The sequence below is a fragment of the Pseudomonas sp. GL-R-26 genome (assembly GCF_019947365.1).
GTDB lineage: Bacteria > Pseudomonadota > Gammaproteobacteria > Pseudomonadales > Pseudomonadaceae > Aquipseudomonas.
Window position 1 is genome coordinate 67,396 of record NZ_JAGYGI010000011.1, and the last position, 19,080, is coordinate 86,475.

Annotated in this window: 18 protein-coding genes and 1 pseudogene; 16 read left to right on the top strand and 3 right to left on the bottom strand. The window is 60.3% G+C overall.

The annotated features are described in order from the left end of the window. Positions 1-67 precede the first annotated feature (67 nt). The 5 genes from KGA96_RS13480 (at position 68) to KGA96_RS13500 (ending at position 5,985) form a co-directional block, all read left to right on the top strand. On the top strand, positions 68-1,720 hold the full coding sequence (locus tag KGA96_RS13480; RefSeq protein ID WP_046043290.1) for a GMC oxidoreductase: 1,653 nt from the start codon (positions 68-70) through the stop codon (positions 1,718-1,720). 24 nt (positions 1,721-1,744) lie between these two features. Then, complete coding sequence (locus KGA96_RS13485; protein ID WP_223464121.1) at positions 1,745-3,010, top strand: NADH:flavin oxidoreductase/NADH oxidase family protein; 1,266 nt, start codon at positions 1,745-1,747, stop codon at positions 3,008-3,010. 52 nt (positions 3,011-3,062) lie between these two features. Beyond that, positions 3,063-3,944, top strand: a complete 882-nt coding sequence (locus KGA96_RS13490) for an alpha/beta fold hydrolase (protein ID WP_046043288.1) — start codon at positions 3,063-3,065, stop codon at positions 3,942-3,944. Continuing rightward, positions 3,931-4,329: a hypothetical protein gene (locus tag KGA96_RS13495; RefSeq protein ID WP_046043287.1), complete on the top strand. Its 399-nt coding sequence runs from the start codon at positions 3,931-3,933 to the stop codon at positions 4,327-4,329. The genes KGA96_RS13490 and KGA96_RS13495 overlap by 14 nt, the downstream gene beginning before the upstream one ends. Positions 4,330-5,286: 957 nt before the next feature. Further along, the gene (locus KGA96_RS13500) at positions 5,287-5,985 is read left to right on the top strand and encodes a GTPase (protein ID WP_223464119.1); all 699 of its coding nucleotides are present in this window, start codon (positions 5,287-5,289) and stop codon (positions 5,983-5,985) included. A gap of 104 nt (positions 5,986-6,089) precedes the next feature. Here the strand turns inward: KGA96_RS13500 and KGA96_RS13505 are convergent, their stop codons facing one another. The 3 genes and pseudogenes from KGA96_RS13505 to KGA96_RS13515 form a co-directional block, all read right to left on the bottom strand. Further along, the gene (locus KGA96_RS13505; protein ID WP_223464111.1) at positions 6,090-7,376 is read right to left on the bottom strand and encodes a type II toxin-antitoxin system HipA family toxin; all 1,287 of its coding nucleotides are present in this window, start codon (positions 7,374-7,376) and stop codon (positions 6,090-6,092) included. Then, positions 7,369-7,686 (bottom strand): helix-turn-helix domain-containing protein, encoded by a 318-nt coding sequence (locus KGA96_RS13510; protein ID WP_046043284.1) that lies wholly within the window; start codon positions 7,684-7,686, stop codon positions 7,369-7,371. Before KGA96_RS13510 ends, KGA96_RS13505 begins: the two co-directional genes overlap by 8 nt. 195 nt (positions 7,687-7,881) lie before the next feature. Then, positions 7,882-8,025: pseudogene (locus KGA96_RS13515) on the bottom strand (hypothetical protein); the annotation flags it as partial. A 521-nt stretch (positions 8,026-8,546) separates the two neighbouring features. Between KGA96_RS13515 and KGA96_RS13520 the strand changes: the two are divergent. The 11 genes from KGA96_RS13520 to KGA96_RS13570 all read left to right on the top strand — a co-directional run bounded on the left by KGA96_RS13520 (position 8,547) and on the right by KGA96_RS13570 (position 19,024). Continuing rightward, positions 8,547-9,230, top strand: coding sequence for a GntR family transcriptional regulator (locus tag KGA96_RS13520; protein ID WP_007994315.1), 684 nt, complete (start codon positions 8,547-8,549; stop codon positions 9,228-9,230). 114 nt (positions 9,231-9,344) lie between these two features. Then, positions 9,345-10,277, top strand: a complete 933-nt coding sequence (locus KGA96_RS13525; protein ID WP_223513180.1) for a 4-hydroxyproline epimerase — start codon at positions 9,345-9,347, stop codon at positions 10,275-10,277. Continuing rightward, the gene (locus tag KGA96_RS13530) at positions 10,274-11,389 is read left to right on the top strand and encodes an NAD(P)/FAD-dependent oxidoreductase (RefSeq protein ID WP_223513183.1); all 1,116 of its coding nucleotides are present in this window, start codon (positions 10,274-10,276) and stop codon (positions 11,387-11,389) included. Before KGA96_RS13525 ends, KGA96_RS13530 begins: the two co-directional genes overlap by 4 nt. Further along, on the top strand, positions 11,382-11,618 hold the full coding sequence (locus KGA96_RS13535; protein ID WP_223513186.1) for a 2Fe-2S iron-sulfur cluster-binding protein: 237 nt from the start codon (positions 11,382-11,384) through the stop codon (positions 11,616-11,618). Before KGA96_RS13530 ends, KGA96_RS13535 begins: the two co-directional genes overlap by 8 nt. Then, positions 11,615-12,871, top strand: a complete 1,257-nt coding sequence (locus tag KGA96_RS13540; RefSeq protein ID WP_223513189.1) for an FAD/NAD(P)-binding oxidoreductase — start codon at positions 11,615-11,617, stop codon at positions 12,869-12,871. Before KGA96_RS13535 ends, KGA96_RS13540 begins: the two co-directional genes overlap by 4 nt. A 74-nt stretch (positions 12,872-12,945) precedes the next feature. After that, positions 12,946-13,695, top strand: coding sequence for an AraC family transcriptional regulator (locus KGA96_RS13545; protein ID WP_046043277.1), 750 nt, complete (start codon positions 12,946-12,948; stop codon positions 13,693-13,695). Positions 13,696-14,382: 687 nt separating this feature from the next. Then, complete coding sequence (locus KGA96_RS13550; RefSeq protein ID WP_046042020.1) at positions 14,383-15,201, top strand: transporter substrate-binding domain-containing protein; 819 nt, start codon at positions 14,383-14,385, stop codon at positions 15,199-15,201. Between the two features lie 10 nt (positions 15,202-15,211). Then, entirely contained in the window at positions 15,212-16,990 is a 1,779-nt protein-coding gene (locus tag KGA96_RS13555) for an aconitase X (protein WP_223513192.1), read from the top strand. Next, positions 16,983-17,648, top strand: coding sequence for an amino acid ABC transporter permease (locus tag KGA96_RS13560; protein ID WP_223513195.1), 666 nt, complete (start codon positions 16,983-16,985; stop codon positions 17,646-17,648). Before KGA96_RS13555 ends, KGA96_RS13560 begins: the two co-directional genes overlap by 8 nt. A gap of 10 nt (positions 17,649-17,658) precedes the next feature. Then, a complete protein-coding gene (locus KGA96_RS13565; RefSeq protein ID WP_046042022.1) occupies positions 17,659-18,309 on the top strand; it encodes an amino acid ABC transporter permease in 651 nt (216 codons plus the stop codon). Continuing rightward, the gene (locus KGA96_RS13570) at positions 18,302-19,024 is read left to right on the top strand and encodes an amino acid ABC transporter ATP-binding protein (RefSeq protein ID WP_046042023.1); all 723 of its coding nucleotides are present in this window, start codon (positions 18,302-18,304) and stop codon (positions 19,022-19,024) included. Before KGA96_RS13565 ends, KGA96_RS13570 begins: the two co-directional genes overlap by 8 nt. Positions 19,025-19,080: the final 56 nt, after the last annotated feature.

The window sequence follows — 19,080 nt, forward strand, 5'->3', positions numbered from 1 at the left end:
AAAATAAGGAGACCGGCATGACCAGTTTTTTCACGCCTCTACGCAGTGCTTGCCTGAGCAGCACGCAATGAATCCATCTTTCGATTTCGACTACATCGTGATCGGCTCCGGATTCGGTGGCAGCGTGTCCGCCTTCCGGCTGACAGAAAAGGGCTACCGCGTTGGCGTAATGGAGATGGGCCGACGCTGGACGGCCGAGGACTTTCCAAAATCCAACTGGGACGCGCGGCGCTGGATGTGGCGACCCGGGCTGAAGATGTTCGGTTTCTACAACATGCGCCTGTTCCGTCACGTGATGATCGTCAGCGGCAACGCAGTCGGTGGCGGATCCATCACCTATGCCAACGCCTTGCTGACACCGCGCGATAGCGTATGGAATGAGGGTTCCTGGGCCGGCCTGGCGGACTGGAAACGAATCATGCCGCAGTACTACGCCACAGCGGAGAAGATGCTGGGCGTGACCGAGAGCAAGATCATGGGCGAGGCTGATCTACGCCTCAAGAAAATGGCAGATTTGCAAGGCGTGGGCCATACGTTTCACGCCCCCCGCGTAGGGGCCTTCTTCGCTCCCGACGGAGAAGCAGGCGGCAAGAGCTACCCGGATCCCTACTTCAATGGTGAAGGCCCGGCGCGCGGGACTTGCACCGGTTGCGGTGGCTGCATGATGGGTTGCAAGCACAACGCCAAGAACACACTCGACAAGAATTACCTTTATCTCGCAGAAAAACGTGGCGCCCAGGTTTTTGCCGAAACCAGGGTGGTGGACGTGCGGCCGATCAACGGCAAGGAGGACGGCAGTGACGGCTATGAAGTCCTCACTGAGTGCTCGACCACCTGGTTCGATAAGCAGCGCCGCAGCTTTCGCTGCCGCGGCGTGGTCTTCGCCGCGTCGTCGTTGGGCACAATGGAATTGTTGTTCCGGCTCAAGCAAAAAGGGTCGCTGCCGCGCATCAGCGACGACCTCGGAAAACGTGTGCGCACCAATGCCGAATCCCTTATTGGCGTACGCTTCCCGGCCGCGGACAAGAGCATGTCGCCGGGACTGGCGGGGGGTGGCAGCATCTATCTCGATGAGCGCACACATATCGGAGTCGTGCGCTACCCGGAAGGCTCGGACGCCATTGGCCTCATGATGACCTTGCTGTGCGGCGGACGCCCGGGGTGGAGGCGAATATTGACCTGGCTGTGGACGCTGCTCAAACATCCGCTGCAAGCATTGCTCGTGCACAACCCCGCCGGTTTCGCCCGTCAGACCATGTTGTTGCTGGTGATGCAGGCAGTGGATGCGTCTCTCGACATGCGGCTCAAGCGTCGCTGGTTTTGGCCATTCGCAAAACAGCTCGCCAGCGAGGGTGGTCCCATCCCGACCTTCATTCCAGAGGCGAACGCGTTTGCCGAAAAGGGCGCAAAAGCGCTCGGTGGCATACCCACCACCTTTCTGTCCGAGATCTTGTTCAACATCCCGACCACGGCCCACTGCATGGGCGGCTGTGCGATGGCGGACTCGCCGGAGCGCGGCGTGATGGACGTACAGAACCGGGTCTTCGGCTATCAGAACTTGCTGGTTTGCGACGGCTCGATGCTCAGCGCCAATCTCGGGGTTAATCCAAGCCTGACGATTACCGCGCTGACCGAGCATGCCATGTCGTACATCCCATTGAAAAACACTCAATCCCGGCGGGTATCGGACTCCATCCCGCTGCACACCCTTCAATCATGAAACAGCCCTTATTGAGAACTCACCATGACCGCCGCCTCGCCTGAAGAAAATCTGCTGAACCAGCCTTTACAACTCCCGAACGGCAGCGTTTTTCGCAACCGCCTCGCCAAGGCGTCCATGAGCGAAACGTTGGGTACCTACAACAATCACCCGACGTTAAAACTGGTCGAGTTGTACCGGCGCTGGTCCGCCTCCGGCATTGGTTTGCTCATCACCGGAAATGTGATGATCGACCGGCGTGCGCTCGGTGAACCAGGCAACGTGGTAATCGAAGATGAAGCGGACCTGCCTGTGCTCCGCCAGTGGGCCCGTGCGGCAACCGAGCAGGGAGCGGCGATCTGGGTGCAGCTCAATCACCCCGGCAAGCAGTCGACCAAAGGCTTGAATGCCAGCAACCTCGCGCCATCGGCCGTCCCCTTTCGCGAGGACATGGCCGCGCTCTTCGAGACCCCACGCGAAGCCACCACGGCCGAGATCGAAGACATCATCAGGCGCTTTGGACGCAGCGCGGCCATCTGCAAGGAGGCCGGCTTCAGCGGCGTGCAAATCCACGGCGCACACGGTTATCTGATCAATCAGTTCCTCTCGCCACACCACAATCGGCGTACGGATGAATGGGGTGGCAGCCCGGAAAAACGTCGACGTTTCGTGTTGGCTGTTTACGCCGAGATTCGCCGCCAGGTCGGTGCCGAATTTCCCGTCGGCATCAAGCTCAACTCAGCAGATTTCCAGCGCGGAGGCTTCACCGAAGAGGAATCGATGGCGACGATTCATGCACTTGCCGAAGCTGGCATCGACCTGATTGAGATTTCGGGAGGCACCTATGAGGCTCCAGCCATGAGCGGCGGGCTCCAGGAGACGAAAAAAGCGTCCACCGTAGCACGCGAGGCTTACTTTCTTGAGTTTGCTGAAAAGGTGCGCGCCTCGATCAAGGTGCCTTTGATGGTCACTGGCGGTTTTCGCAGTGCCGCCGCCATGAACGCTGCGCTGCGTTGCGAAGCGCTCGATGTCATTGGCCTCGCGCGCTTATTGGCCATTGATCCCGAGGCACCGGCGGCCCTACTGCAAGGGCGGGACAGTTCGCAACGTGTACGGCCGATCACCACAGGCATCAAGCAAATCGATCAGATGGGCGTCATGGAAATCTTCTGGTACACGCTGCAGCTCAAACGAATCGCCAATGGCGGTGATCCGCGCCCCAACGAAAGTGGGTTGTGGGCGTTTTCAAAATCAGTGATGAAAAGCGGCTGGGGCACGTTCCGTACGCGGCGCATGCGCGCACGGGCCTGAGCCCGAGGCTCGCTCGCATCGATCGCCACAATAACCACTCTGGAAGACGCCAATGACCGACACCCATTTCACCGCCCCCACTCGCTTCGTGGAAGTCGACGGGGATAAATTTGCCTATCGCCGCTGGGGCAACAATACGACAGGCCAGCCCCCTCTGTTCTTTCTTCAACATTTCCGCGGCGGTATGGATCATTGGGATCCACTCATGACGGATGGCTTGGCTGCGGGGCGCGAGGTCATCCTCTACAACGGTCGTGGAATTGCCTCTTCTTCCGGCAAACCGCGTAACCGGATCGAACATATGGCCGACGACGCTGCTGCGGTGATCCGCGCACTAGGCCTGTCCAAGGTCGATGTTTTAGGTTTCTCACTCGGTGGTTTTCAAGCCCAGGACCTGACACGACGCCATCCCGACCTCGTGCGCAAGCTCATGCTGCTCGGCACTGGACCTCGTGGCGGTAATCCGGATTCAGACCCTGGAGTGCTGGAAGCTGCACCGCGCCCCGTTCCGACCCTCGAAGACTTTCTGTTTCTGTTCTTCGGTCGATCCGCGGCGGCGCAGCAGGCCGGACGTGATTTCTGGGAGCGCCGCCATCAGCGTGTCGACCAGGACCCACCCAGCTCTCCTGAAGTAATACAGGCCCAGATCGAAGCGAATATGTACTATTTGCCAAAGCTGGACCCGAACGATCCTTTCAATCATCTGCGCGAGATCAAACAGCCGACGCTCATTCTGAACGGTATGAATGACGTTATGGTTCCAACGGTCAATTCCTGGTACATGGCTCAGAACATCCCGAACGCCCAACTGTTCTTGTACCCGGATGCCGGTCATGGTGCTCAATTCCAATACCCTGAGCGTTTTCTCAAACACGCCATTCAATTCCTCAACGAGTCCCCCCTTGCGGAGCAAGCTCACCATGCTGAAGTTTAAATTTTTGTTATGGGCGTTGACCAAGCTATTACAGAGAACAATCAAAAAAAGTCCTGACTGTGCAAAATACGTTAAAGGCAAGGAGCTGGTCTTTCAAATCCAAACGCATGACGGAGTGGGTCGCTACTTCACCCTTAAAAACGGCAAGATAAAATCCTCTACCGGTTTGACTGAAAAGCCAAAATTCACCCTGTCGTTCAGAGATGCAGCAAAGGGATTCGCCATTCTGTCTGCCAAAGATAGTAAAGATGCATTTCTGACAGGATTGCGTAAAGAGGACTTGGTTATCCGCGGTGACTTTGTTGAAGTGATGTGGTTCCAGGGATTAACTGAATACTTGCCGCCCGGTAAAAAAACATCAGCATTTTACCCTTCGACGCGCTAGGAATTTGATGCAGTGAGCCCTGCTGGATCTGACAGTCACCCGCTTTTTTATGGGTGCCTGTCAGATCTGACTTTCTCGCCGTGATCTTAGTGACTACTCAAGAGTTTTCGGGCTCAGTCAGCCCCCCCGTTTCGGTCGCTCGTGTTCTGGGTCCGAGTGGGGGCAAAAGTGGGGGCATCGCTAAGTTTTTTCGGCCTTAAACCACCGCCATAGAGCCAAGTCAAAATGTTCTTTGGCGACCCTGAGAGTCTCTAGGCGTCGCCGGGCAGGCTGTTCAGCTGATCATTTCTGCCTTTTCATAGACTATGGAGATCCATCCACTTCCAGTGGATTGCTACACTCGGGGGCATATCTGAGGGCATGCTTTGGATGGTTTGAAAACGATGCCCCCAGCCTGAGGTCCAACAGTCCCCCTCTCAAAAACTCACCCGCTGCTGTTCCCAAACACCGCGGAATGAAGGTAGGTCGAAGATGCTCTCCTCTGCCCAAGTGCGTGAGCAACCGAGTGATACCTCCTGTGCAATTAGGATCGCAGGTGTAGCTTGCCAAGCTGAATTCAGACCTCACTCCGACGCTTTTCAAAGCGCTGCCAGAAAGTCGGCAGCTCACCCCTAGGATGCTGGAGGCTTGACCAGTCCTCTAACAGACGTGACACCGTAATCCTTCGTGCATCGTATGGAGCACGTACACTCCATTCGCTTCTGGGCTATTCGGGTACCAGTGGCATGATTGCCCCATGCAGAGCCTGCGCTTGGCCGACTAGTAGCCAGTTGCTACTTAGCCGCCTCATCGCCATGCTATGCAGCAAACGGGATCCAATACATGGAGCGAAAGGTGTCGGACGACGACTTGCTGATCCAGCTTACCCAGCAACACCCTGACTTCTGCCGCCTGCGCACGGAGCTGGAAGAGGCGAAAAGCCTTGGCTTGGCGCCGCGGATTGCCGTATGAGGACTGATGAATGCTGGCAAGAGCGCACTGCTCAACGGCCTGACCGGGCATGTCGAAACGGAAGTCTTTGAAACCAAGGCGATACGGGCAACCACGCGATTACTGGCGTTGGAGCATGAAGGACGCTTCTATCTGGATACCCCGGGGATCGACGCCTGCGATGAGGATGACCGACTCGCGTGGTTGGGCCTGGCCAATGCCGATGTGATTTTGTTCGTGCACAACTTGTGTACTGCCACGCTCGAACAAATCGAAACGACCTTCTTGTGCGAACTCAAGCGCCGTCGCCCGGATCTGGAGCGCCACCTAGTGGTGCTGCTGACTCATGCCGAAAGCGCCACACAGAGGGAAGTGAGCGAGCAGGCCATAGGCAAGATCTTGCAGTCGCTGTTCGGGACCGTGCCGGCCACCTTCGCAACCTCGTTTACCACCCTGCGCAACGGTGTGCGCAAGGGCAGCGCCAAGCTGCTCGAACTGAGCGGCTTTGACCCTTTGCGCGAGCACCTGCAGGCGCATCCGGCGCTGCTTGAGCCAGGCCTGAGCAAACAGCGCGCCGAACGCGACGATCACCGCCGTGACGCCCTGGAGCGTTTCCTCGACCAGCAGATCGCCCAGCGCAAAATGAGTACCACCTATATTGACCATCGAGCCAAAGACATTTTGTTTGCCCATGAAGCAACCGTTTGGCTTTCAGGAGGGGGTTAGCGCGAGAAGTCAAATTTGATCCTTCGATCAGACCGAGGCCCTCGAGTCGACGAATGATCGGTTGCAATTGCTGAGGGTTGAGTCCCGTAAGCTCCTCCCGATCTTCACCGACGACCGCTGCCCGCGTGAATGTGGTGTAGCCGAGCCACGTTCTGGTCGATGCGGTCTTGGACCGTGCGCAAAGTGTCTTGAGTAATAGCGCGTGGGTATAGATTCTCGGCGATGGTTGCAAACCGGCTCGCTACATCACAAATGCCGTCAATCACTCTTCCTGCAGCGTCCGGGGGCACCTCGGCTTCCTCGGCAAGTCGAAGCATTTGCGTGCGGGAAATCGACAGGGCTTCCCCCATCACATCCATCTGGTGATACCCACTTGGCCCCTCGCAGAAGGTCACGTCGTAAGCCGGCGACAGTCTCCACTGACCGTCTTGCGACATGATGTAGGCAAAGTTCTTGGGATGATCATCTCTGTTGTTGAACGCAACATTGAAGACGGCACGTTCGAAGGCCACCGCCATCCCTCGCACGTCGTTGGTACACATCTGTGTTGCCCGCAAGAAGTTGACGTAGTCCAACACCCCCGGAGACCGGTAATTTGCCCCCGTAAAGGCCGCGAGGCTTTGCATGGGTACACGCAGACCATCCCGGCGGTCAAATCGCTTACTGGCAAACGCTGCCAACCCATTAGGCAGACTGAAGTACTGCGTGTCAGGGGTCTCGATACCGCACATGCGCAGGCACTCGGCGTAGACCATTTCGATAGCGCACACCTCGGCATGTTCTTCTTTGGCCGGGAACTTAATCAACCATGCTTCAAAGCCCGGCGTGACGGCAGTGGTAAACCCGCCAGTTTCGGGATCGCGATAGACGAGGGCCTTAGGCCTTGCACCTTGAGGCGAGCCGCCCACCAGCAGCAACGTCTGCAGGAACTCGCCACCGCCTCCATGGAGCACTTCCTGCACTTCGGCGGCAAGCTGTTCCAGCGGGATGTGGACTTCAGATTCCTGACCTTCGGGTGCCACGGGCTCAAACGTCATGGCACCCATCGCATTGCTACCGATGTAGGCCAGCCGTTCCAGTGAGCCGATGCGCGCCGTGGTGAGCCCGCGGCGCCTGAACATACGGTCCATCAGCAACATGCCCCACCCATCCGGCAACGAGTCGTAAACAGGCCCTGGCAAGTACAGTTGGTGGTCTGGAAAATCTCGGCGCAACTGAGCCCCCTCCAACGGCAGCGTGTAGGAGGACAGTTCCAAGCCCCTTTGCCTGGCTTCATTGCTGTACTCGAACACGATCAGCGGGCGACCGGTCAGGGCGGTCGTGGAGACCAGCGTGCCCCATTGCCATCGCTCACCCCAGCCCTCGTAGAAGACGTTCACCTGCTCAAGCATTGCCGGACTTCCTCTTTGTACGGAGACGATTGGCGCTGTTTTCGTAGCGCCGAATATCCTCGATGCTTTCCAGCTTTGGCAGGAACAGGCCTTCGAGTTCCTTGGTTCGGCCAAGGGCCATCGCCACCCGGACCACGTTCTCGAACCCGACATTGCGCCCGGCTTCAAGGTTGGACACGGTGTTGGTGCCGATGCCGGCACGCCCGGCCAAGTCGGCTTGTGTCATGTCCAGCGCCAAGCGCTCTGTGCGCAAGCGATCGCAGAGGCGCTTGACGACCTCACTCGGCTTGCTGAAGCTTAAATCCAACATAGTGTGTACCCAGCCCATTCTGTGCCAGTTAGTTCCCAAAATTATAGAATTAACGCCAAGTCCTAACAAGTTGCGTAACTCCCAAATTTTGTGCCTTATTGCTTTTTTTCTGGATTTAGCCACAATTCACTGGACTTACCTATCATCAAGCCCAAGGGAAGGCCGCCCCGGGCGGAGCTAACTATTGGCGGCCGTTCAGAATCGTATTGTTAGTGAAGACCTGGCTTCCACCCGAATCCAGTCGGTAGAGCATGGTAAAACCAAATAGCTGAGCAGAAAGTTACGCTCCTGCGGCTGAGCATGCTGATAGAACGGGTGAAGAATGGGCGCGAGGACAGAAGGCGATCCGAGGGATGATTGATGTTATCCATCCAGTCTTCGATCCAATCGGCTTTTACAGGGCTTCGAGGCTCGTCAAGCTGTACTCCTGCTGGCGCGCACGCAGGGATCGTTGTAGCAGGCAATTATTAGGGCGGTGGGAGCCAGGCGTGCCTCAATGACGTGTGGCAGCCTTTAACCCCAACGTGAAAATCACACCAAAAGCCACCCGGCGCCACGCTGGAACTATGGCAGGATTCACCCTTCTCGATCGCTCGCCCACCAAGTGAGGATTGGGGGCAAAAATGGGGGCAAGCTAAAACTTTCTCGACCTGAAACTACGGTCCTAGAGCCCAGTCAAAATGTTCTTCGGGGATCCGGATAGCCTCTGAGAGGGCGGCGCAGGCCTGAATGAAAACGGGCGCCTTTACAGGCGCCCGTTTTGTTGTAGCGGGTTGCATGACCGACATCGGGTGCATCGACGTCTAACCGGGGAAGATCAGCAAAAGAATTTCGTATACCCTAGCGCTATCTCACTCCAAATGACCGCCGCCGTGAACCTACCCAAACTCAACGCCCCCGACCTTGGTAACACGCCTTCGACTTCGGAAATCATCACCCGCCATCTGCGGGATGCGATTGTCGCCGGGCATTTTGCCGAGGATGAGCCGATTCGCCAGGACGACATCGCCCGCCAGTTCAATGTCAGCAAGATCCCTGTGCGCGAAGCCCTCAAGCGGCTGGAGGCCGAAGGGTTGGTGATGTTCCAGCGCAATCGCGGGGCGATGGTCACGCGGGTTTCCGATGCGGAACTGGCGCAGATGTTCGAAGTGCGGATGTTGCTGGAGGACAAGATTCTGCGCCTGGCCATTCCGAACATGACCGAAGAGACCTTCGCCCGTGCCGAGCGCATCTGTCAGGAGTTCATCGGCGAGGACGACGTGGGGCGCTGGGCCGAGCTCAACTGGGAGCTGCATTCCTGCCTGTACGAGCCGGCGCAGCGACCGTTTCTGGTGAGTCTGATCCGTTCGGTCAACGACAAGCTGGAGCGTTATCTACGCATGCAGATGAGCTTGTCGGCCGGTAAGGAACGGGCCGATCACGAACACCGCGAGATCCTGGCGGCCTGCCGCGCCGGGGATGTGGACCTGGCGGTGAAGCTTCTGGACGAGCACATTGCCGGCGTCTGCACGACCCTGTTCGAGCACCTGCCCCACACCCACTGACAACTGCGGATGCTGTGCCGATTTCGTCATCGACACAGACTAAATCCATCAAGCCGACACCCCGCCGCACGGGCCACTCTTGCGTTCACTCAACCGAATGGACGTGGCCCTCCCATGAAGCGCATCTCTGTGATCGACTCCCACACCGGCGGCGAACCGACCCGCCTGGTGACCGCCGGCTTTCCTGATCTGGGCACTGGCAGCATGGCCGAACGGCGCAAGCTATTAGGCGAACAGCATGATCAATGGCGCGCCGCCTGTATGCTGGAACCACGGGGCAGTGACGTACTGGTGGGCGCCCTGCTCTGCACGCCGGTGGATCCTGGCGCCTGTGCCGGGGTGATTTTCTTCAACAACACCGGTTATCTGGGCATGTGCGGCCACGGCACCATCGGCCTGGTGGCGTCGTTGGCGCACCTGGGCAAGATCGGCCCCGGCGTGCACAGCATCGAAACGCCGGTGGGCACGGTACAGGCAACCCTGCACGAAGACCATTCGGTGAGCGTGCGCAACGTGCCGGCCTACCGTTATCGCAAGGCGCTGGCGGTGCAGGTGCCGGGCATCGGCCAAGTGGTCGGTGATATCGCTTGGGGCGGCAACTGGTTTTTCCTGATCGCCGAGCATGGCCTGCGGGTGGCCGGCGACAACCTCGAAGCGCTGACCGCTTACACTTTCGCCGTGCAGCAAGCACTGGAAGCCCAAGGCATTCGCGGTGAAGACGGCGGCTTGATCGATCACGTCGAGTTGTTCGCCGATGACGATCACGCCGACAGCCGCAACTTCGTGCTCTGCCCCGGCAAAGCCTATGACCGTTCGCCCTGCGGCACCGGCACCAGTGCCAAACTGGCATGCCTGGCCGCCGACGACAAGTTGCAACCGGGGCAGATCTGGCGCCAGGCCAGCGTCATCGGCAGCGAGTTCGAGGGTTCCTACGAACTGCAGGGTGAGCGCATCGTGCCGACCATTCGTGGTCGCGCGTTCATCAGTGCCGAGGCGAGCCTGATCATCGAACAGGACGACCCCTTCGCCTGGGGCATTCGTCCATGAACGAGGGCCAGGTGGCCGATGTGATCGTGATCGGCGCCGGCATTATCGGCGCCGCCTGTGCCCAGGGGCTGGCCCGTCGCGGCTTGCAGGTGCTGGTGCTGGACGCCGGCCTGCACGGCGCCACGGCCGCCGGCATGGGCCACTTGCTGGTACTCGACGACAACCCCGCCGAGCTGGCTCTGAGTCAATATTCGTTGCAGCGCTGGCGCGAACTGGGCGCGGACCTGCCCGACAGCTGTGCCTACCGCTGCAACGGCACGCTGTGGCTGGCGGCGAATGCCGAAGAAATGGCGGTGGCCCACAGCAAATTCCTGAACCTGCAAGCCCAGGGCGTGGCTTGCGAACTGATCGGCGCCAGTGCCCTGCGCCAGCGCGAACCGGAACTGAGCGAAGGACTGGAAGGCGGCTTGCTGATCAATGGCGACGGCATTCTATACGCCCCGGCAACGGCCAGATGGATGCTCGAAACACCCAACATCCGCCAGCGCCGGGCACGGGTCAGTGCGGTCGATGGCAACCGCGTCCGCCTCGATGATGGTCACTGGTTGAGTGCCGATGCCGTGGTGTTGGCCAACGGTATTCAAGCCAACGAGCTGTGCCCGGAATTGCCCATCGAGCCGAAAAAAGGCCACTTGCTGATCACTGACCGCTACCCCGGCAGGGTCACCCATACGCTGGTGGAACTGGGTTACGTCACCAGTGCCCACAACGCCACGGGGCCGTCGACCGCCTGCAATATCCAGCCGCGCCCCACCGGGCAACTGTTCATCGGCGCCTCGCGACAATTCGGCACCACCGACCCGCAGGTCGAAGGCTGGATGCTCGCGAAAATGCTCAAGCGTGCCGCCGAGTACATGCCGGGGCTGGCCCGGCTCAATGGCATCCGTGCCTGGACCGGTTTGCGCGCTGCCAGCCCCGACGGCTTGCCGCTGGTGGGCCAACATCCACAACGTCAAGGCTTGTGGCTGGCTGTCGGTCACGAAGGACTGGGCGTAACCACCGCCCCCGGCACCGCCGATTTACTGGTGGCGCAACTGTTCAACGAAACCCCGTCACTGGCCGCACAACCTTATCTGCCCCAGCGTTTTCTCGGAGAACCGGTCTATGCCTGAATTGTTGCTGGACGGCCACGCCCTGGAAGTCGCCGAAGGCACCAGCGTCGCCGCTGCCCTGGCGTTGGCCAGTGACGGCTGCACGCGCACCTCAGTCAGCGGTCAGCGCCGTGCGCCGCTGTGCGGCATGGGCATTTGTCAGGAATGCCGGGTGACCATCGATGGCTGGCGTCGCCTGGCTTGCCAGACCCTGTGCCGTGACGGCATGCAGGTGGAGACTCGCCCATGAATGTATACGCTGATCTGTTGATCATTGGCGCTGGCCCTGCCGGGTTGAGCGCCGCCCTTGCCGCCACCCCCAGCGGCGCCCGCATTGTCATGCTCGACGACAACCCGCTGCCGGGCGGGCAAATCTGGCGCGACGGACCTCAAGCCAACGTGCCCGGTCAGGCCCGGCGCCTGCGCGAGCGTCTGGCGTCGTGCAACAACATCCGCCATCACGCCGGTACTCGGGTGATCGCCGCCCCCGGCGCGAAACAACTGCTGGTGGAAGATGACGACCATGGCTGGTTGATCAGCTACGACAAACTGATTCTGTGCACCGGCGCCCGTGAACTGCTGCTGCCCTTCCCCGGCTGGACCCTGCCGGGTGTCACCGGTGCGGGTGGTTTGCAGGCGCTGATCAAGGCCGGTTTGCCGGTGCAGAACGAGCGCGTGGTGATCGCCGGCAGCGGCCCGCTGTTACTGGCCAGTGCCGCCACCGCCAAACAGCATGGCGCGCAAGTGCAACGCATCGCCGAACAAGCCAGCCGCAGCGCCGTCGCCGGTTTCGCCGCGCAACTGCCGCGCTGGCCCGGCAAATGGCTGCAATCGTTCAGCCTGTTCGACCACCACTACCGCACCGCCACCCACGTATTGGCGGCGCTCGGCACCGACCGAGTGGAAGGCGTGCGCCTGCAACAACAAGGCAACATCGTCGAACTGGAATGTGATCGGCTGGCCTGTGGATTCGGGTTGATTCCGAATATCCAGTTGGGTCAGGCACTGGGTTGTGCCATCGAAGGTCAAGCCATCGCGGTGGATGCCTGGCAGGCCAGCAACCGCGCCGATCATTATGCGGCGGGCGAATGCACAGGGTTCGGCGGCAGTGAGCTGGCCTTGGTGGAAGGTGCGATTGCCGGCCACGCTGCGGTCGGCAATCTGGAAGCCGCCAAGCAGTTGTGGCCGCGCCGGGCGCGCTGGCAGGGTTTCGCCAAGGCGCTGAACGGCGCGTTCGCCCTCGACCCGCGACTCAAGTCCCTGGCCCAACCCGACACCCTGGTTTGCCGCTGCGAAGACGTGCCCTACGCGGCATTGACCGGTCACTCTGACTGGCGCGAAGCCAAACTCGCCAGTCGCTGCGGCATGGGCGCCTGCCAGGGCCGGGTGTGTGGCGGTGCAGTGCAGCATTTGTTTGGTTGGCAGCCCTCAGCACCGCGCCCCCCCTTCAGCCCGGCGCGGATCGAAACCTTGATGTCCCTGGACGATACCCCGCCAGCGTGATGACCACGCCAGGGGTTTCGGCCACGCTGCCGAGTCTCTATGATCCCGGGGGTCACCCTCAGACCCCCAGCGCCATGTATCCCTCGCTCACCACCTTTAAACCTTGCGATCTGCCGACGCTGCTGAACAGCCTTCAGCCCATCGCGCCGTTGCTCGATACCCTGTCGGACGTGGTGTTTTTCATCAAGGACTGCGAGGCCCGCTACGCCTTCGTCAACCAGACCCTGGCCCGGCGTTGTGGTTTCAAACACAGGGACGAGCTGCTGGGGCGCACCGCCGAAATGGTCTTCCCGGAACGCTTCGGTCCGCTGTACACCGAGCAGGATCGGCGAGTGCTGTCCAGCGGTCGCGAACTGGCCGATCAGCTGGAGCTGCATTTGTATTATGGCAATCAGCCGATCTGGTGCCTGACCCACAAACTCGCCTTGAAGGATGAACAGGGTCGAATCGTGGGCCTGGCCGGTATCTCCCGCGACCTGCAATCGCCGCAGTCGAACCATCCGGCGTTCCAGAAGCTCGCCGCCGTGGATGCCCATATCCGCCGCCACTTCGCCCGCTCCATCAGCCTCGCCGAACTGACCGCCATCGCTGGCTATTCCGTGGCGCAATTGGAGCGGCACTGCAAACGGGTGTTCCAGCTCACCCCACGGCAAATGATTCACAAGGCGCGCCTGGAAGAAGGTTCGCGGTTGTTACTGCACACCGGGTTGCCGATTACCGAGATTGCCTTGCGCTGCGGGTATACCGACCACAGTGCCTTCAGCCGGCAGTTTCGGGCGTTGACAAGTTTGTCGCCGAGTCAGTATCGCGATAACCAGCGTTAGGTTTGGGGGCATATCCGTTGCTGCGGTAACGGCCGCTTAGGGTTCCGCCCTTACGGCGGGTCACTTGGAAAAGCCCCAAGTAACCAAGGGCTCTTGCCCCTGACATTCGGTGCCTCGCCTAGGCTCGGCATGCCCTCGCTCCGGTCCTGCTCCGTGGGCCCGCCGCCATCGGCCATCCATGGCCGGGGGCGGCTAACCCGGCATCCATGCCGGGTTGCCCACTACGCAGAACCTCCTCTCGGCCTCTCGAGGGGGCGTGTACCACAACAGCAAAAGCGAGGCGGCCTACCGGCCGGCCTGATCGCGATCATCGTCGTGTTTCTTCCGCAGAAATTGGCGTATGTCCGTTAATAGCATCTGTACGCGGTCGGTGTAGGAGCTAGCGAAGCCTGCGATCCTTTGATCTTCAGCAATCGTTCTGACATCGGTGGTTCAACGCCGCACACAGCATTGACCAGTGTTCCTTAAAGGGGCGCCCGCGCTACCGCTGCTCCCATATGTAACACCTGCCCCCGATACCTTGGCGTCACCGTGCCTCGGGTTGCACCGCTACAAAACCTCTACGCCAAGGCCTGACAACTAATTCACCCCTCGGACTGGAATTAGGCACGCTGATTGCTATTGTTAATATCGTATACGAAATCCCCAATACGATTTTCAACAGCACTTCACATCAACGAGGCCTCTATGAAAAACCCCGCATTTGCCGTAGCCCTCAGCGCTGTTCTCAGTACCTCCTTTATCGCCACTGCCCAGGCCGACAAGCTCGACGACATCATCGGCTCGGGCAAGCTGCGTTGCGCCGTGACCCTGGACTTCCCGCCCATGGGCTTTCGCGATGCCAGCAACTCGCCTGCCGGCTTCGATGTGGACTATTGCCGCGACCTGGCGAAGATCCTCGGGGTCGAGGCCGAAGTGGTGGAAACGCCGTTCCCGGATCGCATTCCGGCATTGGTCTCCGGGCGGGCTGACGTGATCGTCGCGTCCACCTCCGACACCCTCGAACGCGCCAAGACCGTTGGCCTCACCGTGCCCTACTTTGCCTTCCAGATGGTGGTGCTGACCCGCGACGACACCGGCATCAACGGCTTCGACGACCTCAAGGGCAAAGCAGTGGGCAACACCAGCGGCACCTATGAGGCCATCGCCCTGGAGAAAGATGTGAAGAACTGGGGCTCGGGCAGTTTCCGAGCCTACCAGTCGCAGAGCGATACCCTGCTAGCCGTCGCCCAAGGCCACATTGATGCGACCGTGGTCACCAACACCGTGGCCGCCGCCACCCTCAAGTCGGGCAAATACAAAAACCTGAAAGTCGCCGGTAACGCCCCGTACGTCATCGACTACGTGTCCCTGGGTGCCAAGCGCAGCGAGTTCGGCCTGCTCAACTACCTCAACCTGTTCGTCAACCAACAGGTGCGCACCGGTCGCTACAAGGAGCTGTTCGTTAAATGGGTTGGCACCGAGATCCCGCCGACCAACCTGACCGTACCTCAGGTCTACTACTGAGATGTCCGGCATGCCTAGGCCAATGTCTCTGACCGGGCGCAGCCTGGTGGCGGGTGCCGCGCAAGGCGCCCTGCTGTTCGCCGATGTCGGCTTGAGTTTCTGGGGCGGAGTCGATCCCTGCACGGGTGAAGTCATCGACCGCCATCACCCGCTCAGCGGCCAACACCTGGCCGGCCGCGTGCTGGCGATTCCCAGTGGTCGCGGCTCGTGCACCGGCAGCAGTGTGTTGATGGAACTGATCAGCAACGGCCATGCACCGGCAGCACTGGTGCTGGCCGAACCCGACGAGATCCTGACCCTGGGTGTGCTGGTGGCGCAGACTATTTTTGCCCGTTCCCTGCCGGTGCTGTGCATCGGCAGGGAGGCCTTCGCCGCTTTACGCGGCCAGGCTTTCGCCCGAGTCGAAAATACAACGCTGAGCCTGTTCGATCACCTGCCGAGCGATGCCTGGCAGGGACTCGACAGCCCATTACCCAACACCGACACCACCGCCTCGATCGCGCTCACTGAGCACGATCGGGCGCTGCTCGACGGCCGGCATGGCAAAGCCGCGCAGATGGCCATGCAGATCGTCCTGCGCATGGCCGAACTGCAAGGTGCCAGCAGCCTGGTGGATGTCACTCAAGCGCACATCGACGGCTGCATTTATACGGGACCGGCGAGCCTGCGTTTTGCCGAACAACTGGTGCAATGGGGAGCAAAAGTACGAGTGCCCACCACCCTCAATTCAATTTCCGTCGACCAGCGCCGTTGGCGCGAACTGGGTATCGACCCGGCACTGGGTGAACCGGCCAGTGCCCTGGGCGATGCCTATATGGCGATGGGCGCGCAACTCAGTTTCACCTGCGCGCCGTACCTGCTCGACACTGCACCGAAGGCTGGCGAGCAAATTGTCTGGGCCGAATCCAATGCGGTGGTCTACGCCAACAGCGTGCTCGGTGCACGCACCCTGAAATACCCGGATTACCTGGACATCTGCATCGCCCTCACCGGCCGCGCGCCGCTGATCGGCTGCCACCTTGACGCACAACGCAAGGCCCGGTTGCAGATCGAATTGCCCGCCCTCGGTGAACTGGACGATGCCTTCTACCCGTTGCTGGGTTATCACATCGGTGCGCTGGCCGGCAGCCGCGTACCGCTGGTGCTGGGACTGGAAAAACGCAAGCCGAGCCTGGACGACCTCAAAGCCTTTGGCGCGGCTTTCGCCACCACCTCGGCGGCACCACTGTTCCATATCGCCGGGGTCACTCCGGAGGCCATTGACCCGGCGCAGGTGCTGGATGCGGACACTTCCATTCCCGTGGAAAAAATCCGCCTGAAGGACCTGCTGCCGAGTTGGCGCGAACTCAACAGTGCTCGCGATAACCGGGTGGATGTGGTGTCGCTGGGTAACCCGCACTTTTCCCTCAGCGAGTTCGCTCACCTGGCGCGACTGTGCCGGGGACGACAAAGACACCCGGATGTGGTGCTTGCCATCACCTGCGGCCGTGCGGTGCTGGAGCAGGCCCGCGAGGCCGGGCACATCGCCGTGACAGAAGCTTTTGGCGCGACCCTGGTCACCGACACGTGCTGGTGCATGCTCGGCGAACCCGTAATCCCCCTGGCGGCTAAAAACCTGATGACCAACTCGGGCAAATACGCCCACTACGCACCGGGCCTGGTCGGCCGCAAGGTGCACTTCGCCAGCCTTGCCGAATGCGTCGACGCCGCCTGCACCGCCACGGCCAGCGGACGTTTGCCAGCCTGGTTACAACCTGCTGCCCTACTGGAGAGCCCTGCGCATGTTTGACTACAGTTTCCAATGGCGCTCAGCCCTGCGCGCGCTGCCGGACATGCTTGCCGGCGCGGTGGTGACGTTCGAAACCGCCGCACTGTCGATGATCTTCGGCGTGCTGATCGCCCTGGCCCTGACGGTGATGCGCGAAGCCAAACACCCATTATTGCGCGGTTTCGGCAACGGCTGGGTATCGATTGCGCGCAACACCCCGTCGCTGTTCCAGATCTACATCCTCTACTTCGGCCTCGGCTCGCTGAACCTTCACGTCAGTTCATGGTTCGCCCTGCTGGCCGGGATCACCTTCAACAATGCAGGGTATCTGGCGGAGAACTTTCGCGGCGGCCTCAAAGCGGTTCCCCACACACAAGTGCGTGCGGCGCGTTCCCTCGGCATGAGTGCCTTCCAGGCCTATCGCATGATCATCGTCCCGCAACTGCTGCGGATCGTGTTCTACCCACTGACCAATCAGATGGTCTGGGCGGTGCTGATGACCTCGCTGGGGGTGATCGTCGGGCTGAACAATGACCTGACGGGGGTGACCCAGGAATACAACGTCAAAACCTTCCGCACCTTCGAATACTTCGCCATCGCAGCGGGGCTGTATTACCTGATTGCCAAGGCAATCGTTGCGGCAGCCCGGCTGATGGCCTGGCGGTTGTTCCGTTATTGAGGAGCTGTCCATGTTTTCCACCGATTTTTCCTCCAATGACCTGATGTTCCTGCTCAACGGTGCGTGGGTCACGATGCAACTGACCTTCTGGTCGATCATTCTCGGCTCCGTGGCTGGGTTGTTCTTCGGCCTGCTGCGCGCCTTGTTGCCTCGGGCCAGCCTGCCGCTGGCGTGGGTGCTGGACGTGTTTCGTAGCGTGCCGTTGCTGATCCAGTTCGTGCTGTTCAACTCGCTCAAAAGCATCGTCGGTTTGAACATCAGTGCCTTCAGCGTCGGCTGCATTGTGCTGGGGGTGTATGCCGCGGCGTACTTCACCGAAATCGTGCGCGCCGGCGTGTTGGCGGTACCGTTCACCGTGCGCCGGGCCAGTCGTTCGTTGGGCCTGAGCTTCTTGCAGGACTTGCGCTGGATCGTCCTGCCAATGGCCACTCGGGTGGCGTTCCCTGGCTGGCTGAACCTGGTGCTCGGCGTGATGAAAGACACCGCGCTGGTGATGTGGATCGGCATCGTCGAACTACTGCGCGCCTCGCAAACCATCGTCACCCGCATCCAGGAACCTCTGCTGGTGCTGTGCATCGCGGGCCTTATCTACTACGTCATGAGCCTGGTGGTCGCACGCCTGGGCGCTCGTCTGGAAAGAAGGTGGCAAGAAAATGATTGAGATCGACAACGTACATAAATCCTTCGGCAACCTCGAAGTGGTCAAGGGCGTCAACCTGACGGTGAACAAGGGCGAGGTGGTGTCGATCATCGGCGGCTCCGGCTCCGGCAAATCGACCCTGCTGATGTGCATCAACGGCCTGGAACCGATCCAGAAAGGCAACATCCGCGTTGACGGCGTCGAGGTCCATCACAGCGCCACCGACCTTAATCGCCTGCGGCAGAAAATCGGCATCGTGTTCCAGCAATGGAATGCCTTTCCGCATCTGACGGTGCTGGAAAACGTCATGCTCGCACCGCGCAAAGTGCTGGGCAAAAGCAAGGCCGAAGCTGAAGAGTTAGCGGTGAAGCAACTGACTCACGTCGGTCTGGGCGACAAGTTCAAGACCTTCCCTGGCAAGCTGTCCGGTGGACAGCAGCAACGCATGGCCATCGCCCGGGCCCTGGCCATGTCACCGGATTACATGCTGTTCGACGAAGCCACTTCGGCCCTCGACCCGCAACTGGTCGGCGAAGTGCTGGACACCATGCGCATGCTCGCCGAAGACGGCATGACCATGGTGTTGGTGACCCACGAAATCCGCTTTGCCCGGGACGTGTCCGACCGTGTGGCGTTCTTCCGCAATGGCCTGGTGCATGAGATTGGTTCGCCGGATCAGGTGATTGGCAATCCGGTGCATGCGGAAACAGCGGCGTTTCTCAAATCGGTGAAATAACTAACGGCCCAATCGCGAGCAGGCTCACTCCTACAGGGTTAGCGGTGCACATCGAA